The organism is Reyranella sp., from assembly GCF_044224635.1.
Lineage (GTDB): Bacteria > Pseudomonadota > Alphaproteobacteria > Reyranellales > Reyranellaceae > Reyranella.
This window is the reverse complement of record NZ_JBGAKA010000032.1, coordinates 40,207-58,338: the sequence shown is the minus strand read 5'-3', so window position 1 is coordinate 58,338 and position 18,132 is coordinate 40,207. Positions and strand designations below refer to the sequence as shown.

The following is an 18,132-nucleotide window of genomic DNA, read 5'->3' as shown; positions in this document are numbered from 1 at the left end:
TCAGCGAGCGCTCGGCGATGTATGCTCTTTCTCCTTCCCAGCTCAGGCTCGTTCGCTTCGCGAGCCGCGCCATAGCTGGGGAGGTGCCCCCGTAGTCGGGGGCGGAGGGGTCATGAGTCACGTGAGGAGGCCCATGACCCCTCCGTCCGCGCAGACGCGGACACCTCCCCAGCGAAGCTGGGAAGGAGGAAAAAGGGGAGAGTAGATCGTGACTGCACCGTTGACGGGATATGCCGACCGCGTGTCGGCTCGCTCAGGCGATCGGATCGCCTTCAAGGTTTCGAGCGTCGGGCCCGGTCCCTATCACGCCATGCTGGTGCGGGTCATTCGCGGCGATCCCAATCCGGCCTCCGGCCTGCCGCTGAAGCTCGAGGAATGCTCCGACCTGTTCGACGGCCGTTTCGCATCGCGCCAGCAACACGCCTGGCCAGGCTCCTACGCCATCGTCGAGGGCGCCCGCGACGTGACCCTGTCGGGGGCGCTCGCGGTCGAGGCGGTGATCTGGCCGACCTTGCCCGAGGACGGGCCGCAGACCGTGATCTCGCGCCGCGATGCGGGCACCGGCGCCGGCTTCGCCCTGGTGCTGACGCCGGACGGCATGGCACTGGAAACCGGCAGCGCGCGCGTCGTCGTGGGCAAGAAGCTGCGCTCGCGCGCCTGGTATCGCGTGTGGGCGAGCGCGGACCCGGCGACCGGCATGCTGCGCGTCGGCCAGCAGCCCCTGCAGCGCGCCTTCGCGGTCGACGACGAAGGCGAGGCCAGCAGCACCGCCGCTACCACCGCCACTGGCCTGTCGCTCGACGCGCCGCAGCCGGTGCTGATCGGCGCCGAGTCCGCAACCGATCGTCCGGCCCGGCGCTGCTTCAACGGCAAGATCGAGGCGCCCGCCATCGCCGGCGTCGGCGCCTGGGATTTCACGCGGCGCATGGCGACGATGGAGATCGAGGATACCGGCCCCAACAGGCTGCACGGCCGGCTGGTCAACCTGCCGACCCGGGCCATGAAGGGCTCGGCCTGGACCGGCGCGGAGCGCGACTGGAAGACGGCGCCGCACCACTACGCCGCGATCCACTTCCACGACGACGACCTGCACGATTGCGGCTGGGCGGACGACTTCAGCTTCGTCATCCCCAAGGGCATGAAGAGCGGCGTCTATGCCGTGCAGCTGCGCTGCGGCCCGCACCGCGATTTCATCCCGTTCTTCATCCGCCCGCAGATCGGCAAGCCGCAGGCCAAGGTCTGCTACATCGCCTCGACCTTCACCTATCAGGTGTACGGCAATTTTTCCCGCGGGCTGTTCGACGAGGCGTTCCGCAAGCGCGTCGCCGAGTGGAAGGCGGCAGCCAACAATCCGGACGACAACAAGGATTACGGCCTCTCGACCTACAACTTCCATCGCGACGGGTCGGGCGTCGCCTACTCCTCGCACCTGCGGCCCCTGCTGAGCTGGCGGCCCGACTATCTCACCTTCAACGACCCGGCCGGCTCGGGCATGCGCCATCTGCCGGCCGATACCCATCTCACCGGCTGGCTCGACCGCATGGGCATCGCCTACGACGTCGTCACCGACCACGACCTGCACGAGAAGGGCGTCGACATCCTGAGCCACTACAAGGTGGTGATGACGGGCACGCATCCCGAGTACCACACCGCCAACACGCTCGATGCGCTGCAGGCCTACACCGAGAATGGCGGGCGGCTGATGTATCTCGGCGGCAACGGCTTCTACTGGCGGGTGGCGCTGTCGGATGCCGTGCCGGGCGCCATCGAGGTGCGCCGCACCGAGGGCGGCATCCGCACCTGGCCGGCCGAGCCGGGCGAGTACTACCACGCCTTCGACGGCGCCTATGGCGGGCTGTGGCGGCGCTCTGACCGGGCGCCCAACCTGCTGTGCGGCATCGGCTTCTCGAGCCAGGGCCGGTTCGTCGGCGATTCCTACCGCCAGAGCCCGGCGGCGCGCGACAATCATCATGCCTGGGTGTTCGAGGGCGTGAACGACGAGCTGTTCGGCGGCTACGGCTTCTCGGGCGGCGGCGCGGCAGGCTTCGAGCTCGACCGGCTCGACCACCGGCTGGGCAGCCCGCTCAATGCCGTGGTGCTGGCCTCCTCGGAAGGCCACGACCGCAAGAACTTCGTCGTCGTCCACGAGGAGCGTCTGGGGCTCGACACGACCATCACCGGCGAGACCCTGGAGCAGCTGATCCGCGCCGACATGACCTACATCGAGAAACCCAAGGGCGGCGCCGTCTTCTCGGTCGGGTCGATCACCTATTGCGGCAGCCTGCCCCACAACAAGTACGACAACGACGTCTCGCGGCTCACCTTCAACGTCGCCAACAGGTTCGGCGAGCTCGGGCTCAAATGGCCTTTCTGATGGCCGATGGGGGTTGCTGACGGTCGGATCGCTTTCTCGCCGGTCGATTGGCGTGTCCGACAGGGCGGCCGTGCTCGGCCGCCATTGTCAGATCGCTTTCCTGACATAAGGCAGCAGCGCCCGCAGCAGGCCGCGGCAGCCGGCCTCGATCAGATCGAGCGCGCGCTCGTAGTCGGCGCGCGTGCCGCGATAGGGATCGGTGATGTCGACGACGCCGACCTGCGGCGCAAAGGCGGTGAGAAGCTGGACCCGGTCCATGGTCGACCGGGTCGCCATCCAGCGCAGCTCGGCGACATGGCCGCGATCCATGCCCAGGATGTAGTCGAAGCGGTCGATATCGGCTGCCACGACGAGGCGCGCCCGGTGACGACTGACGTCGTAGCCGCGCCGCGCGGCGACATCGGCGCCGAGCGGCGTCGGCGGCTGACCGACATGGCCGGCGAGCGTGCCGGCCGAGTCGAGATAGAACGACTCGGCGACCCCCTCGCGCTCCGCCATGGTGCGGAACACGCCCTCGGCCATCGGCGAACGGCAGATGTTTCCGGAGCAGACGAAGAGGATTCCGAGGGGCATGGCGGCATGAGCCTAGCACAATGGCCGGCAGCGGCGCTCATCTCGCTCTCCTCCCCGGCTTCTCATCTTCCTCCCCAGCTTCGCTGGGGAGGTGCCCCGTCATACGGGGCGGAGGGGTCATGAGCAGCGGGACTGTGGCTCATGACCCCTCCGTCCGCGATTACGCGGACACCTCCCCAGCGAAGCTGGGGAGGAGAATGAAAAGCTGGGGGAAGAGAATGAGATGAGCGCCTCCGCCGAACTCAGCTTGAATTATGACGGCTCCGGCGTGCAGATTAGCGGCGGGAACAAGCTCGTTTCCTCTCCCCGGTCCAGGGAGCGGCGTTCGAGATGTCTCCACGCGTTGGTCATGGCGTAACGGGGAGTCTGTGCAGCAAAGCCCAAGTGGCGCGTCACGTCGGGAGGAAACATAAATGAAATACAGCGCAATGCTCGTTGCCGTCGGCGTTTTCAGCGCCGGAACGGCCTTTGCTCAGCAACCGATCAAGATCGGCGTGCTTTATCCGCTGACCGGCGGCGGCGCCGTCTACGGCGTGCCGGCGATGGCCGGCCACCAGCTCGCCATCGAGGAGCTGAACGCCAAGGGCGGCATCCTGGGCCGCAAGATCGAATCGATCGAACGCGACGACAAGCTCAACCCGGCCACCGCATCATCGACGATGAAGGAGCTCATCACCAAGGACAAGGTCGACATCGTGCTGGGCGGCCTCGCCTCCTCGGTCGGGCTGGCCATGTCGGAGGTCAGCAAGCAGGAGAAGGTCGTCTATATCTCGACCATCCCCAAGACCATCCAGATGACCACCGACAAGCTGCACAAGTACGTGTTCCGCACCTCCGCGAACACCGACCAGGAAGGCGACACGATGGCGCTGCTGGCCGGCCGCAACAAGCTCACGAAGCTCTGTCATCTCGAGCTCGACTACGCCTACGGCAACGACCTCGAGGCCGGCATCCTGAAGTCGCTGCCCAAGCACGCGCCCGATGCCAAGGTCGTGCTGACGCTCAAGCCCAAGCTCGGCGCCACCGACTTCAACCCGTTCATCCCGCAGGTCATGGCCGCCGGCTGCGACGGCGTGCTGTCGGGCCTGTGGGGCCCGCACTTCGTGTCGTGGGTCAAGCAGGCCGCGCCGCTCGGCTTCTTCAACAAGATCAAGTGGATCTCCGGCGGCGAGATCGGCAGCCACGAGATCGCGGGCGAGCTCAAAGGTGAGTACCCGGACAACGTGATCTCCAACACCTACGAACTCTGGTACCACGGCAACGATCCCTCCCATAAGGAATTCCAGGCCAAGCTCGCCAAGAAGCTCAACACCCAGGAAACGCCGCAATGGGCGGTGCTGGGCTATATCGGCGTCATGTACACGGCGGCGGCGATGGAGAAGGCCAAGTCGACCGACCCCGACAAGGTCGCGGAAGCTCTCGAGGGACTCTCGATCGGCACGCCGGTCGGCAAGCTCACGATCGATGCCAAGACCCACCAGGCCAACATCGGCCAGTTCTGGGGACCGATGGTCAAGAAGCCCGACCGCGCCTACCGCATGATGGAGCCGGCGGAATACATCCAGCCGAAGTGACGACCGAGCCGCTCCGCGGCGCAGTCGTCATCCCGAGCCAAGCCGAGGGAACTTTCTTGTCGCCGCAACGACAAGACGAGGTCCCTCGGCTGCGCAGCCCCGTGGGCTGCTTACGTCGCTTGCTTCCCAAGCGCCTTTCCCGGGATGACGGAGGGGGAGACTTGTCCAGATGACTCTCACGATGTTCACGCTGAACGCGTTCTATGGCCTGGCCTTGGCCATGAACATGTTCATCATCGCGTCCGGCCTCAACCTGATCTTCGGCGTGCTGCGGGTGATCAACTTCGCCCACGGCATGTTCTACATGTTCGGGGCCTACATCGTCTTCACCGTGGCCAAGACCTGGGGGGCGCCGTTTTTCGTCGGTGTGCTGGCGGCCGGCGCCGCGCTGGCGGCGATCGCGTTCGTGATCGAGCGGCTGCTGCTGCGCCAGCTCTACGACAAGGAGCATCTGATGCAGCTCCTGTTCACCTTCGCCATCGTGCTGCTGATGAGCGACGCGGCGAAGATGATCTGGGGCACCGACCAGTATTCGGTGGGCTATCCGCCGGGACTGGGCGGCGCGGTCAATCTGGGATTCGTCATCCTGCCGCAGTACCAGCTGTTCCTCTGCGTCGTCGGTCCGCTGATCGCGGTCGCCATGTGGTTCGTGGTCGACCGCACGCGCTGGGGCCGCGTCGTGCGCGCCGCGACGCAGGACCGCGAGATGCTGGCGGCGCTTGGCGTCAACGTGCCCATGGTCTACGCCGCGGTGTTCACCATCGGCTCGGCGCTGGCCGGCGTGGGCGGCGCCCTCGCCGCTCCGCGCATCGCCCTGGTTCCGGGCATGGATGCCACGATCATCAACGAGTGCTTCATCATCGTCATCATCGGTGGATTGGGAAACATGTGGGGCAGCTTCCTGGGGGCGCTCGCCTTCGGCTTCGTCGTGCAGTTCGGCACGGTCCTGGCGCCCAACTGGCAGGACGTGCTGCCCTACGTGCTGATGCTGGTCGTGCTGATCATCCGCCCCTGGGGCCTGTTGGGCCGCCCCGAGACGGGACACTGACCATGCCGCAGCGCCATCACCTGATCGCCTCGGCGATCGTCGTCCTCGTGCTGGCGCTGCTGCCGCTGGCCGGCAGCCGCTACGCCATCGATCTCACCACCGAGGTGATGATCTACGCCCTGTTCGCGCTCAGCCTCAACGTGCTGATCGGCTTCACCGGCAACATCTCGTTCGGGCATGCCGCCTACTTCGCCATCGGCGGCTATACCTGCGCCATCCTGCTCACCACCTACGGCTGGCCGCTTGCGCTCAGCCTGCCGGCGGCGGTGGTGCTGGCCGGGCTGGTGGCGGGGGTCGTGGGCTATTTCTGCGTGCGGCTGACCCAGATCTACTTCGCCATGTTGACGCTCGCCTTCGCCATGCTGGTGTGGGGCATAGCCTTCAAGTGGAAGGAAGTGACCGGCGGCGACGACGGCTTCACCGGCATCAAGATGCCGGCGATGATCGCCCATCACGTCGGCTACTTCTACTTCACCCTGGCGATGGTGACGCTGGGCGTGGCGGCCCTCTGGGTGATCTGCCATTCGGCGTTCGGCCTCAGCCTGGTGGCAATCCGCGAGAACACCGTGCGCGCGGGCTTCATCGGCGTCGACACGCGGCGCATGCGCTGGGCTGCCTTCACCGTCGCCGGCGCGTTCGGCGGGCTCGCCGGCGCCCTGTTCGGCATGTATCACCGCGGCATGTACATCGAGAACGCCTTCTGGACCGAATCGGCGCAGGTGCTGATCATGGTGCTGCTGGGCGGCATCTATTCCTTCATCGGGCCGATCATCGGCGCCGCCGTGCTGCACCTGCTGCAGACCTTCACCAACCAGTACACGCCCTACTGGCCGACCGTGCTGGGCCTGATCCTGCTCGTCATCGTGCTGGTCCTGCCCGATGGCCTGATCGGCCTCGCGCGACGCGTGAAGGCGCCCGGAGGCCGGCGATGAGCGCCATGCTGAGCATCGGCGGCCTGTGGAAGTCGTTCTCCGGCTTCGTGGCCACGCGCGACGTCTCGTTCGAGCTGCGGGCCGGGGAGGTGCACGCCGTGATCGGCCCCAACGGCGCCGGCAAGACCACGTTCTTCAATCTCATCACCGGCCATCTGCGGCCCGACAAGGGCAGCGTCTCGTTCGATGGCCGCACCCTGGTCGGCCTGCCGCCGCAGAAGATCGTGCGGATGGGCATCGCCCGCTCGTTCCAGCGCATCAACATCTATCCCCGGCTGACCGTCTTCGAGAACGTGCAGGTCGCGCTGATCGCACACGCAGGCCAGCAATGGAACCTGTTCCGGCCCGGGCGCACGCTGCACCGCGAGGGCACGCGCGAGCTCCTGGAGCTGGTCGGCCTCGCGGCCGAGGCCTCGGAGACCGGCGGCGAGCTGAGCTACGGCAAGCAGAAGCAGCTCGAGCTGGCGATTGCGCTCGCCTCGCAGCCGCGCCTGCTGCTGCTCGACGAGCCGACCGCCGGCATGTCGCCGCAGGAGACCAGCGAGACCATCGCCTCGGTGCGCGACATCGTGAAGGCACGCGGGCTGACCCTGCTGTTCACCGAGCACGACATGTCCGTGGTGTTCGGCATCGCCGAGCGCATCTCGGTGCTGCATCACGGCGAGATCATCGCCTCCGGCGCGCCCGACGCGGTGCGCAACGACCCGGAGGTGAGGCGCGTCTATCTCGGGGAGCATGGACATGGTTGAGCTCCAGAGGGTTGAGCTCCTGCGGGTCGACGGCATCCACACCTCCTACGGGCTGAGCCAAGTCCTGTTCGGCGTCTCGCTCGAGGTTCGCGCCGGCGAATGCATCGCCCTGATCGGACGCAACGGCGTCGGCAAGACCACGACCATGCGCTCGATCATCGGCCTTACGCCGCCCCGGCGCGGCAAGGTCGTGTGGAAGAGCCAGGACATCGCCCAGCTCGCGCCGCATCGCATCTGCCGGTTGGGAATCGGCTTCGTGCCGGAGGACCGGCGCATCTTTCCCGAGCTGTCGGTATGGGAAAACCTCGACATCGCCCGCCGCACCGGCGCCGGCGGCAAGACGATTTGGCGAGAGGAGCAGGTGTTCGCCCTGTTCCCCGACCTTGCCGAGATCCGCGACCGCCGCGGCGGCGTGCTGTCGGGCGGCCAGCAGCAGATGCTGACGATCGCCCGCACCCTGATGGGCAACCCCGAGCTGCTGCTGCTCGACGAGCCGTCGGAGGGGTTGGCGCCGCTGATCGTCGAGCAGCTGCTGCAGCGCGTCGCCGAGCTCAAGGCGACCGGCCTGTCGATCGTTCTGGCCGAGCAGAACCTCGAGTTCGTGCTGGCACTGGCCGATCGCGTCTACATCCTCGAGAAGGGCGAGGTGCGCTTCACCGGCACGCCGGCCGATCTGCGCGCCGACGAGCGCATCGTGCATCAGTTCCTCACGGTGTGACGACATCGACTCCTCCCCAGCGAAGCTGGGGAGGAGTAAACAGACTGCATGCATCAGGATTTCTTCCCGCCCACGATCGTCGCCCTGACCGGCGCGGGCATTTCCAAGGAAAGCGGCATCGACACGTTTCGCGACTCAGACGGGCTGTGGAAGCGTGTCAACCTCGAGGAGGTCGCCACCATCGAGGCCTGGCATCGCGACAAGAAGAAGGTGCTCGATTTCTACAACGACACCCGGCGCCAGTTCCGCGCTGCCCATATCGAGCCCAACGCCGCCCATCGCGCCCTGGCCCGGCTCGAGAAGGAATACGGCGGCGAGGTCGTGATCGTGACGCAGAACATCGACCCGCTGCACGAGCAGGCCGGATCGAGGAACGTCCTGCACATGCACGGCCGCGACGGCGAGATCCGCTGCATGCGCTGCGGCCACGTCTTGGAATCGGATGTCGATCTCACGCCGCGGTCGATCTGCCCCGGCTGCCAGGCGGTGGGCGAGCTCCGACCCAACATCGTCTGGTTCGGCGAGATGCCCCAGCACATGGACGAGATTCACGCCGCCCTCGAGCGCTGCGGCCTGTTCCTGGCGATCGGCACCTCGGGCGAGGTCTACCCGGCCGCCGGCTTCGTGCTAGAGGTCCGCCGCCACCGCGCCCGCGCCCATACCGTCGAGCTCAACCTCGAGCCGACCGACAACCGGGACCTCTTCCACGAGCACATCTACGGTCCGGCGACGCAAGTCGTCCCGCCCTATGTCGAGCGCGTGCTGCGGCACGGTTGGCGGTAGAGCGCCTCGAGCTCTGTTGCAAACCACGCTCGCGGCGAGCGGCGGCGAAGCCCTTCGGCGCGATCAGGACGACGAAATGAATCGATGAGCGGGCGGGACGCCCGCCGTCGGCAAGAGCATGAGCGCCACGGGAGTGGCGCGGTCCCAGCGAAGGCTCATGGCTCCTCCGCCCCCGATTGCGGGAGCACCTCCCCAACTTCGTTGGGGAGGCAAATGAGGGGCCTTCCACCATGCCCTCAACCGGTGCACATACGGTGACGAGCAACGAGGAAACACCATGCCCGACGTGACGGCTCCCCTGGCGACCGAACGGTTCGGCGCGCACTACATCGCGCCCGACGCGCACGGGCTCGATTTCTACGCTATCGATCGGCAGTTCCAGGACCTGATGTCGCTTTACCTGGAACCTGGTTTGCACGAGGCGATGACGCCGCATTTCGCGCGGCTGGGGGCGCTCGCCGGCACGCGGCTCGACGAGCTCGCCATGATCGCCGACCGCCATCCGCCGGTGCTGCATCAGCGCGACCGCTTCGGCCGCGACGAGGACTGGATCGACTACCACCCGGCCTATCGCGAGATGGAGAAGATCGCCTTCGAGGAATACGGCATGCACGCCGTGAGCCATCGCGCCGGCGTCCTCGGCATGACGGAGACTGCCCATCCGCTGGTCAAGTACGCCTTCACCTACCTGTTCGTGCAGGCCGAGTTCGGCCTGATGTGCCCGGTGTCGATGTCGGACACCTCGAACTTCACCTTCAAGACGCACGGCTCGGCCGCGCTGAGGCGTCTGCTGCTCGATCGGCTGCTGAGCCAGGATCCCGCTCGCATGATGAAGGCCGCCCAGCTGATGACCGAGAAGGCGGGCGGCTCCGACGTCGGCGCGATCGAGACCGAGGCCGAGCGGATCGGCGTCGGCGCCGACGGCATCGAGCGCTGGCGCATCTTCGGCCAGAAATGGTTCTGCAGCCACGCCGACGCCGACATCGCCCTGATGCTGGCGCGGCCGCGCGGCGCGGCGCCCGGCACCAGGGGGCTCGGCATGTTCGCCCTGCCGCGCCGCCTCGAGGATGGCAGCCGAAACAGCTATCGCATCGTGCGGCTGAAGGACAAGCTCGGCACGCGCTCGATGGCCTCGGGCGAGATCGCGCTTGACGGCGCGACGGCCTGGCTGGTCGGCGATCTGGCGCAGGGCTTCAAGCAGATGATGAGCCAGGTCAATCTCTCCCGGCTCAGCCACGGCGTGCGCGCCGCCGCCATGATGCGGCGCTGCCTCAACGAGGCGCTGCTGGCGGCGCGCGGCCGGCGCGCCTTCGGCCGCGCCCTCTTCGACTATCCGCTGCTGCGCCGCCAGCTGTTGAAGATCATGCTGCCGACCGAGCAGGCGCTGTCGATGTACGCCTTCTCGGCCGACACGATGGGCCGCGCCGACAAGGGCGATCATGCTGCCGCCAACCTGCTGCGCATCCTGACCCCGGTCTACAAGTTCCGCGCCTGCCGCGACAACATCCCGGTCGCCAGCCACACACTCGAGGTGAGGGGCGGCATCGGCTACATCGAGGAATGGGTGACCGCCCGCTTGGTGCGCGACGCGCAGATCGGCACCTTGTGGGAGGGCACGTCGAACATCAATGCGCTCGACGTCGTGCAGCGCGCCGTCGGCAAGTCGGAAGGCCACAAGACGCTCACCGCGGCGCTGCGCGACAAGTACGAGCCCTCAGCCGCGCTGCCCGGCCAGTACAAGGGCCTGCTCGGCAGCATGCTCGACCGCGTCGAGCGCTTCGTCGAAGCGGTCGCCGCCGACCCGCGGCAGGAGAAGCGCTGCCGCCAGGCGGCGGGCGCGCTCTATCACGCGGCGACGGCGGCGTTGATGGCCTGGGAGGGCGCGGCGCTCGGCGCGCGGGGCGGCGATGCAAGGCGCCTGCTGCTGTCGCGCCTCGTGCTGGAGCATCGGCTGGCGCCGCACGATCCGCTGGCGCTGGGCGACTCCGCCTGGGAGGAAGAAGCCATGGACCTGCTGCTGCAGGACAGGCCGGTGACTCTCGCCAAGGCGGTGTCTCTGCTAGGATGACGGCATGACCGCCGTCCCGCCCCCGCCGTCGTGGACCGTCACCTCCGTGCTGGAGCGGTCCTATCTCATGGCCCGCGACAATTTCGCGGCCTTCGTCACGATTACCCTGGTGTTCGGGGCGATCTCGCTCGTGGTCGATTTGCTGAGCCTGGGGGTCCTGAGCGGCATCGTCCATCTGGTATGCGGCGCGGCGACCTCGATCTGCATCACCTGGGGCACCTTCCAGCTCGCCAAGGGGCGCAAGCCGGATTGGGAGTCGATGTTCCGGCAGATGCAGGCGCCGATGGTCGTGCAGCTCATGTTGGTGGGCGTGGTCCAGTACCTGGTGATCGGGCTGTCGGCGTTCCTGATCATCCCGCCCCTCATCCTGCTGCCGCTGTGGGCTGTCACCATCCCCGCCATGATGGCGGAGCGCCTGGACTTCGGTGCCGCCTTCTCGCGCAGCGCCGACCTGACCCGTTTCCGGCGGGTGGCCATCCTGCTGACCTTCCTGCTGTGGGCAGTCATCTTCATGGTCGGTGCCGCGGTGATCTTGCTGGTGCTGGGCCACGGCTCGCTGGCGCGGCTCGTCGCCTGGATCTACAGCGCCCTCGCGGCCACCGTGGTGTACCCGCTGCCGACCATCTTCTACGTGCTGTTGCGCGAGGAGAAGGAAGGGATGACGCCGGCGCAGATCGCGGCGCCGGTCGAGTAGGCGCTCATCGCGCCGGCCGCCCGCGTGACAGCACCTCCTCGGTATGCTCGCCCAGCAGCGGCTCGCGATAGAGCGGCTGCGACGGCTCGTCCCTGAAGCGCACGACGGGCGCGAAATGCTTGCGGCCGTCGTCGGCCACGACGACGGCGGCGCGCTTGGCGAGATTGGCGTCGGCGATCGCCTCGGGCAGCGTATTGACCGGCCCGTAGCAGATGTCGAGCGTGTCGAGCCATTGCATCCAGTGCGCCAGCGGCCTGGCGCGGAAGGTGGCGGCCAGGAAATCCATCACCGGCTTCTGGTGCGCACCGGGCCATTCGCAGAGCTCGATGAGCTCGGGCTTGCCGAGCGCGTTCAAAAGATTGCGGATGAACTTCATCTCCTGGCCGGCGAGCACGAGCTGGCGGCCGTCCGATGTGTCGTAGATGCGGTAGAAGGCGGCGCCGCCAGTGGTGCGCTGGTTCTTCACGTCGGGCTGCGTGCCGTCGGTGAAGGCGCTGCCGACGACGTTGGCGCACGACGCCATCAGCGCCTCGTGCATGCTGACGTCGATGTGGTCGCCCTGGCCCGTGGTCTGGCGGCGCAGCAGCGCCATCAGCACGCCGCTCAGGCCATGCAGGCCGCTCACCAAATCGGCGACGGGAATACCCGGGATCGCCGGCCGCCCATCGTCGCCCAGGGTGAGCGACAGCACGCCGGTCATCGCCTCGAGCGCGAGATCGTGCGCCGCCCGGCCGGGATAGGCGCCGTCCTGGCCGAAAGCGCTGATCGAGCAATAGACGATGCCGGGGTTCCTTGCCTTCACCGCCTCGTAGCCGACCCCGAAGCGCGCCGCGACGCCGGGACGGAAGGATTCGACCAGCACGTCGGCGGTGCAAGCCAAGCGGAAGAGATCGGCGCGGCCCTGCTCGCTCTTGAGATCGAGCACGACGCTCTTCTTGCCGCGGCCCATGTTGCGGAAGAACACCGAGGTGCGCTCATCGGGCGGCCGGATATGGCGGCCGGGATCGCCGTCCGGCGGCTCGACCTTGATGACCTCGGCACCGTGATCGGCCAACGCCGTGGTGAGATACGGCCCCGGCAAGAACCAGGAGAGATCGACGACTTTCAAACCTTCGAGCTTCATGCAGTCTTGTCCAGGAGCGAGTCGTTCTGGCCGAGGAGGACGTCATTGTCGGCGCCGAGCGGGGCGCAGGCGGCCTGGGCGGGCCGCTCGCCGTCGATGCGGATCGGGTTGGCGATGACGCGCAGCTCGCCCTTCACCGGATGGCGGACGGCGGAGACCATGCCGGTGGCGCGGGCGAAGCCGCTGTCGAGCGCACGATCGAGCGGGTAGACCGGCGCCGCCGGCAGCAGGCCGTTGAAGGTGGCCAGCCAGTCGTCGGTCGTGCGGGTGCGGAACGTCGGGTCGAGCGCATCGATGAGCGGGGCGCGATGCACGGCGCGGCTGTTGGGGTCGGCGAAGCGCGGATCGTCGAGCAGATCCTCGCGGCCCATCGCCGCGACCAGCGACAGCCAGAATTTCTGGGTCATGCACATGATGAAGATCCAGCCGTCCTTCGTCGGGAAGGTCTGGACCGGCGCCAGCGACAGATGGGCGCTGCGCGGCACGCGCGGCGAGACGTCGCCTTCGTTGAGGTACCACACGCCGGGATAGGTCAGCTGGTGCATGGCGACGTCGTAGAGGCAGGTCTCGACGTCGCAGCCCTGCCCCGTCATCTTGGCGCGCAGCAGGCAGGACAACAGGCCGACGATGCCGGTCAGGCCGCTCATGCTGTCGATCAGCGAGACGCCGACGCGGGTCGGCGGACCGTCCGGTTCGCCCGTCAGCTCCATGAGCCCGGCCTCGGCCTGCATCAGGAAATCGTAGCCCGGCCAGTCGGCGCGCTCGTTGCTGCGCCCGTAGGCCGAGATGTGCAGGCAGACGATCGATGGCTTGAGGGGCGCCAGGCTCGCATAGTCGATGCCGAGCCTGGCCGGCTGAGTGCCGCGCAGATTGTTGACCACGCAGTCGGCGGTCTTGACCAGCGCCTCGAACTGCCGCCGGCCTTCCGGCGACTTGATGTCGAGGGTCACGCTGCTCTTGCCGAGGTTCCAGGCCTGGAAGTATTCGCTGTCGTTGGGCCCGAGCTTGTACGGCCCGACCTGGCGCGAGGGATCGCCCTCGGGCGCCTCGACCTTGATCACCTCGGCACCCAGCTCGGCCAGGAACATGGTGCCGTACGGGCCGGCGCCGAACTGCTCCAGGGTGAGGACGCGGATACCCGTCAGCGGCTTGGCGTCCGCTTTCATAGCTCGGCGTGCCGCTTGATCCACTGGCGGGCGATGATGATGCGCTGCATCTCGTTGGTGCCCTCGCCGATGCAGGTGAGCGGCGCATCGCGATAGAGCCGCTCGATATCGAACTCCTTGGAGTAGCCGTAGGCGCCGTGGATGCGCATCGATTCGATGCTGTTCTCGAGCGCGGCCTCGGAGGCGAAATACTTCGCCATGCCGGCCTCGAGGTCGCAGCGCTCGCCGCGATCGAACGAGTCGGCGGCATCGAGCGTAAGCAGGCGCGCGGCACGGGCGCGCGTTGCCATCTCGCCGAGCTTGAGCTGGATCGCCTGGTGCTCGCAGATCGGCTTGCCGAAGGTCTTGCGGATCTGCGAGTAGCTGGTGGCGAGCCGCAGCGCGCCCTCGGCGATGCCGACGCCGCGCGCCGCGACATTGATGCTCGCCGATCAGATGGTCGGCCGGCACGCGGTAGTCCTCGAAGATCAGCTCGCCCGAATCGATCGACTTGTAGCCGAGCTTCTCGAGCTTGCGGCCGACCCGGAAGCCAGGACCCTTGGGGGCGATGAACAGGCTCATGCCCGAGTAGCGCGGCGAGGCCTCCGGGTTGGTCTTGACCAGCAGGGCGAAACACGAGCCCTCGACGCCGTTGGAGATCCAGGTCTTGGTGCCGTTCAGCACGTAGTGGTCACCCTCGCGCCGTGCCGTCAGCCGGATCGCCTGCAGGTCGGTGCCGGCGTCGGGCTCGGTCAGCGCCAGCCCGCCGCGCACCTCGCCCGAGGCGAGCCTGGGCAGCCAGTGGCGACGCTGCGGCTCGGTGCCGAACTTCTCGATCGCCAGCGCCAGCATCAGGTGCGAGTTGAAGATGCCGGTCAGCGCCATCCACACCGAGGAGATGCGGATCACGATCTCGGCGTAGGTGCGCGCCGGCAGGCCGAGCCCGCCGTACTCCGGGCTGACGGTGGCGCCGAACAGGCCGAGCTCCTTCATCTGCTCGACCAGCTCGGCCGGCCAGCGGTCGGCATGGTCGAACTCCTTGACCCGGGGCGCCACCTCGCGCTCGACCCAGCGGTCGATCGTCGCCAGGAGCTGGGCCTCGTCGGCCTTGTCGATGCTGTTCCTTGACCCGTCCATCCAACCCTCCGTCACCCCATCATGCCTCATAGCAGGGGGTGGACAAGGCGGCAGGTCCGAACGTCGGAAAGGAAGCCCCGTGCGACGATCATGCCGATACGGAGTGAAGGAATCATGGCCGGGAGCGCGCAGGATGAACCCTGCCGGGGGAACCAGCGGATTGTTCGCGCTCGGCCGGTCATGCATCATCGGCGTCACGGGGCCAATCCCAAGAGTACAGGTAGGAGTCATGAGGAGACGTCATTTCACGGCCAGCCTGGGCGTGCTGCCGCTTGCGCCGCGAGCTTTTGCCCAGGGCGACGACTGGCCGACGCGCAACGTGCGCATCGTCTGCCCGTTCACGCCGGGCGGGTCGCAGGACAACATCGCGCGCCGCCTGGGCGCCAAGCTGCAGGACTATCTCGGCCAGACCTTCGTCATCGACAACCGCTCCGGTGCGGGCGGCTCGATCGCGGCCGACAACGTCGCCAAATCGCCACCGGACGGCTATTCGGTGCTGCTGGGCGGCATCGCGAGCCATGCCGTGGCGCCCAACCTCTACGGCAAGCTGCCCTACAACCCGTTCACCGATCTCGAGACCGCGGCCTGGATCGGCACGCAGCCCAACCTGCTGTGCTGCCATCCCAGCTTCCCGCACGACACCGTGCCCAAGCTGATCGCCGCCGCCAAGAAGGAGCCCGGCAAGTACCAGTACGGCTCCTCCGGCGTCGGCGCCTCGCCCTCGCTCACCATGGAGCTGTTCAAGCAGAAGACCGGCGCCGATCTCACCCTGGTGAGCTATCGCGGCGCCTCGGCAGCGGCGGCCGACGTGCTGGCCGGGCATCTGCCGCTGTGCATCGCCAACATCGATTCGCTGATGGGCCAGGTAAGCGCGGGCAAGCTGAAGCCCATCGCCTCGACCGGCGCCAAGCGCGCGACGGTCGCGCCCGACACCCCGACCCTGGTCGAGACCGTTCCCGATCTCGTGGTCACGTCGTGGTCGATCTGGGCGGTGCCGGCCGGAACGCCGGCCAAGATCAAGGACAAGCTGCGCATCGCCACCGAGCGCGCCCTGAAGGATCCCGAGGTGATCGCCAGCATGCGGCAGGGCGGCTTCGAGCCCGGCGCGACCATGCCGATCGCGGAGGTCGACGCCTTCATCAAGGTAGAGCACGCACGCTGGGGCGAGGTGATCCGTGCCGCGGGCATCAAGCCGGAATAGGCATCTCGTCCCCGACCTGCTGGCGCCGGGCCTGGACCTCGTGTTCTGCGGCACGGCGCCGAGCCCGGCCTCGTTCAAGGCGCGCGCCTACTACGCCAATCCCGGCAATGCCTTCTGGCCGACGCTGTTTGCCGTCGGGCTCACCCCAGAGCGCTTCGCGCCGAGCCGCTATCCCGAGCTGCTGACTCTCGGCATCGGCCTCACCGACCTCAACAAGACCGAGTACGGCTCCGACCACGAGCTGTCGGCCGGGGCGATGGACCCGGCGTCGCTGCGCGCCAAGCTGCGCCGCTTCCGGCCCGCCGCCATTGCCTTCACCAGCAAGAATGCCGCCGCCCTCGGCCTCGCCATCACGGCGCCGGCCTACGGCCGCCAGCCGGAGGCGATCGAAGGCGCCGTCGCCTTCGTGCTGGCCTCGCCGTCGGGTCGCGCGCGCTCGTTCTGGACCATCGAGCCGTGGCGCCAGGCGGCCGCGTTCGTGGCCGAGCGGCGGAGCTTGCGCGAGCGCGCAGCGTGAGGCTCGGACGGCGCGCCCTGACCGCCTCCCTGCTCGCCAGCCCCGCCGTCGCGCGCGCTCAGGAGTCGTCGGCATCGCTGCGCGACCTCGCCCGGCAGGCGACAATCTATCTCTTCCCGCTCTACGAGATGTACCGCACGCGCTGGCGGGCGACTGTCGACGAGAGCAATCCGCTGCGCCAGAAGCTCAACCGCTTCCTGCATGTGCCCGTGCTGGCCGATCATCACGCGCGCCTGGTCACGACGCCCAACAACGACACGCTCTACTCGTCGGCCTGGCTCGACCTCGCGATCGAGCCGTTGTTCCTCACCGTGCCGCCGGTCGGCGATCACTATTACAGCTACACGTTCATCGATCTCTTCACCAACACCTTCGCCCAGGTGAGCCATCGCCTCTATGGAGGCCAGCCGCCGACTCACATGATCGTCGGGCCGACCTGGCAGGGCGATGCGTCGTTCGAGGTCAAGCTGGTGCGCGCGCCGACCAACTCGGTGTGGCTGCTCGGCCGCGTGCTGGTCGACGGCCCGGGCGAGCTCGACCGCATCAGCACCCTTCAGGCGCGGGTGCTGCTCGAGACGCCCGACATGCGCAACGAGCGTCGCATCCTGGAGACGCGCGAGCTGATGCGCCAGCGAGCCTTCGCGCCGGCCGAGGCGGCGGCCGACTGGCCGGCCCCCAACCGCAACGACCCGTTCGACCTGTTCAACGTCGGCGCGCGGGCGCTGGGCGAGAGCCCGCTCGGCGAGCGCGACAAGACGGTGCTGCAAGGCTTCGCACCGCTCCGGCTGCGTCCCGGCAAGTTCGACCTGCGTGCCTTCGGCGAGCGCGAGCGCAACGCCATCCTTGCCGGCATCGAGCAGGGCCACGCCGAGATCCGCACTGCCGGCCGCCGCTACGGCACGACGATCGACGGCTGGACCTATGGCGAGCGCCATCTCGGCAAGTTCGGCGACGATTATCTCTATCGTGCCTTCATCGCCCTCAGCGGCCTGGGCGCGCTCGAGCCGGCAGAGGCGGTCTACATGACCTGCAGCGCCGATGCCGCCGGCCGGCCCCTGTCCGGCGCGAGCCGCTACACGCTGACCTTTCCCGCCGACGGCCGGCCGCCGGCGCGTGCCTTCTGGTCGCTCGCCCTGTACGAGGTGACGCTGGAGGGTCGCGCCTTCTTCGTCGACAACCCGATCGGCCGATATGCCATCGGCGATCGCACGCCGGGGCTGCAGGCCGCCGCCGACGGCTCGCTGACGATCCACCTGCAGCGCGAGCGACCGGTCGACTCGCCGGCAGCAGCCAATTGGCTGCCGGCGCCTCCCGGACCGATGCGCCTGGTGCTGCGCGCGTACGAGCCGGAAGATGCCCTGGTCGAAGGCCACTATCGCGTGCCCGCGGTGAAGCGCGTCGGGTAGCGCACAGTGGCGCTCTTCTCAGTCTCCTCCCCAGCTTCGCTGGGAAGGTGTCACCGTCTTACGGCGACGGAGGGGTCATGAGCATCGCGG

Annotated in this window: 15 protein-coding genes and 2 pseudogenes; 12 read left to right on the top strand and 5 right to left on the bottom strand. The window is 67.9% G+C overall.

The window, feature by feature from the left end; genetic code table 11:
• The first annotated feature begins 208 nt into the window (after positions 1–208).
• The gene (locus ACILR9_RS24695; protein ID WP_395712626.1) at positions 209–2,374 is read left to right on the top strand and encodes a N,N-dimethylformamidase beta subunit family domain-containing protein; all 2,166 of its coding nucleotides are present in this window, start codon (positions 209–211) and stop codon (positions 2,372–2,374) included.
• An 87-nt stretch (positions 2,375–2,461) separates the two neighbouring features.
• On the opposite strand, the gene ACILR9_RS24690 is transcribed toward ACILR9_RS24695, so the two are convergent.
• Positions 2,462–2,947, bottom strand: a complete 486-nt coding sequence (locus ACILR9_RS24690; RefSeq protein WP_395712625.1) for a low molecular weight protein-tyrosine-phosphatase — start codon at positions 2,945–2,947, stop codon at positions 2,462–2,464.
• Between the two features lie 413 nt (positions 2,948–3,360).
• On the opposite strand from ACILR9_RS24690, the gene ACILR9_RS24685 reads away from it, so the two are divergent.
• The 8 genes from ACILR9_RS24685 to ACILR9_RS24650 all read left to right on the top strand — a co-directional run bounded on the left by ACILR9_RS24685 (position 3,361) and on the right by ACILR9_RS24650 (position 11,513).
• Positions 3,361–4,521, top strand: coding sequence for an ABC transporter substrate-binding protein (locus ACILR9_RS24685; protein WP_395712624.1), 1,161 nt, complete (start codon positions 3,361–3,363; stop codon positions 4,519–4,521).
• A 169-nt stretch (positions 4,522–4,690) separates the two neighbouring features.
• Positions 4,691–5,569 carry a branched-chain amino acid ABC transporter permease gene (locus ACILR9_RS24680; RefSeq protein ID WP_395712623.1) on the top strand — a complete coding sequence of 293 codons (879 nt, stop codon included), beginning with the start codon at positions 4,691–4,693 and terminating at the stop codon, positions 5,567–5,569.
• Between the two features lie 2 nt (positions 5,570–5,571).
• A complete protein-coding gene (locus ACILR9_RS24675) occupies positions 5,572–6,501 on the top strand; it encodes a branched-chain amino acid ABC transporter permease (RefSeq protein WP_395712622.1) in 930 nt (309 codons plus the stop codon).
• Positions 6,498–7,250 carry an ABC transporter ATP-binding protein gene (locus tag ACILR9_RS24670; protein ID WP_395712621.1) on the top strand — a complete coding sequence of 251 codons (753 nt, stop codon included), beginning with the start codon at positions 6,498–6,500 and terminating at the stop codon, positions 7,248–7,250. Before ACILR9_RS24675 ends, ACILR9_RS24670 begins: the two co-directional genes overlap by 4 nt.
• Positions 7,243–7,968, top strand: a complete 726-nt coding sequence (locus ACILR9_RS24665) for an ABC transporter ATP-binding protein (protein ID WP_395712620.1) — start codon at positions 7,243–7,245, stop codon at positions 7,966–7,968. Before ACILR9_RS24670 ends, ACILR9_RS24665 begins: the two co-directional genes overlap by 8 nt.
• A 48-nt stretch (positions 7,969–8,016) precedes the next feature.
• Entirely contained in the window at positions 8,017–8,751 is a 735-nt protein-coding gene (locus ACILR9_RS24660; RefSeq protein ID WP_395712619.1) for an NAD-dependent deacylase, read from the top strand.
• A gap of 277 nt (positions 8,752–9,028) precedes the next feature.
• Positions 9,029–10,819 (top strand): acyl-CoA dehydrogenase family protein, encoded by a 1,791-nt coding sequence (locus ACILR9_RS24655; RefSeq protein ID WP_395712618.1) that lies wholly within the window; start codon positions 9,029–9,031, stop codon positions 10,817–10,819.
• Between the two features lie 4 nt (positions 10,820–10,823).
• Positions 10,824–11,513 carry a hypothetical protein gene (locus tag ACILR9_RS24650; protein ID WP_395712617.1) on the top strand — a complete coding sequence of 230 codons (690 nt, stop codon included), beginning with the start codon at positions 10,824–10,826 and terminating at the stop codon, positions 11,511–11,513.
• Positions 11,514–11,517: 4 nt separating this feature from the next.
• Here ACILR9_RS24650 and ACILR9_RS24645 read toward each other — a convergent pair whose 3' ends face one another.
• The 4 genes and pseudogenes from ACILR9_RS24645 to ACILR9_RS24630 all read right to left on the bottom strand — a co-directional run.
• Positions 11,518–12,636 carry a CaiB/BaiF CoA transferase family protein gene (locus tag ACILR9_RS24645; RefSeq protein ID WP_395712616.1) on the bottom strand — a complete coding sequence of 373 codons (1,119 nt, stop codon included), beginning with the start codon at positions 12,634–12,636 and terminating at the stop codon, positions 11,518–11,520.
• Positions 12,633–13,769: pseudogene (locus ACILR9_RS24640) on the bottom strand (CaiB/BaiF CoA transferase family protein); the annotation flags it as partial. The gene ACILR9_RS24645 and the pseudogene ACILR9_RS24640, both read right to left, overlap by 4 nt.
• A gap of 29 nt (positions 13,770–13,798) precedes the next feature.
• Positions 13,799–14,182, bottom strand: coding sequence for an acyl-CoA dehydrogenase family protein (locus tag ACILR9_RS24635; RefSeq protein ID WP_395712655.1), 384 nt, complete (start codon positions 14,180–14,182; stop codon positions 13,799–13,801).
• An 88-nt stretch (positions 14,183–14,270) separates the two neighbouring features.
• Positions 14,271–14,918: pseudogene (locus tag ACILR9_RS24630) on the bottom strand (acyl-CoA dehydrogenase family protein); the annotation flags it as partial.
• A 229-nt stretch (positions 14,919–15,147) separates the two neighbouring features.
• On the opposite strand from ACILR9_RS24630, the gene ACILR9_RS24625 reads away from it, so the two are divergent.
• The 3 genes from ACILR9_RS24625 to ACILR9_RS24615 are packed head-to-tail and all read left to right on the top strand — an operon-like array spanning position 15,148 to position 18,042.
• Positions 15,148–16,119, top strand: coding sequence for a Bug family tripartite tricarboxylate transporter substrate binding protein (locus ACILR9_RS24625; protein ID WP_395712615.1), 972 nt, complete (start codon positions 15,148–15,150; stop codon positions 16,117–16,119).
• On the top strand, positions 16,094–16,636 hold the full coding sequence (locus tag ACILR9_RS24620) for a mismatch-specific DNA-glycosylase (RefSeq protein ID WP_395712614.1): 543 nt from the start codon (positions 16,094–16,096) through the stop codon (positions 16,634–16,636). The genes ACILR9_RS24625 and ACILR9_RS24620 overlap by 26 nt, the downstream gene beginning before the upstream one ends.
• Positions 16,633–18,042 (top strand): DUF1254 domain-containing protein, encoded by a 1,410-nt coding sequence (locus ACILR9_RS24615; protein WP_395712613.1) that lies wholly within the window; start codon positions 16,633–16,635, stop codon positions 18,040–18,042. The genes ACILR9_RS24620 and ACILR9_RS24615 overlap by 4 nt, the downstream gene beginning before the upstream one ends.
• Positions 18,043–18,132: the final 90 nt, after the last annotated feature.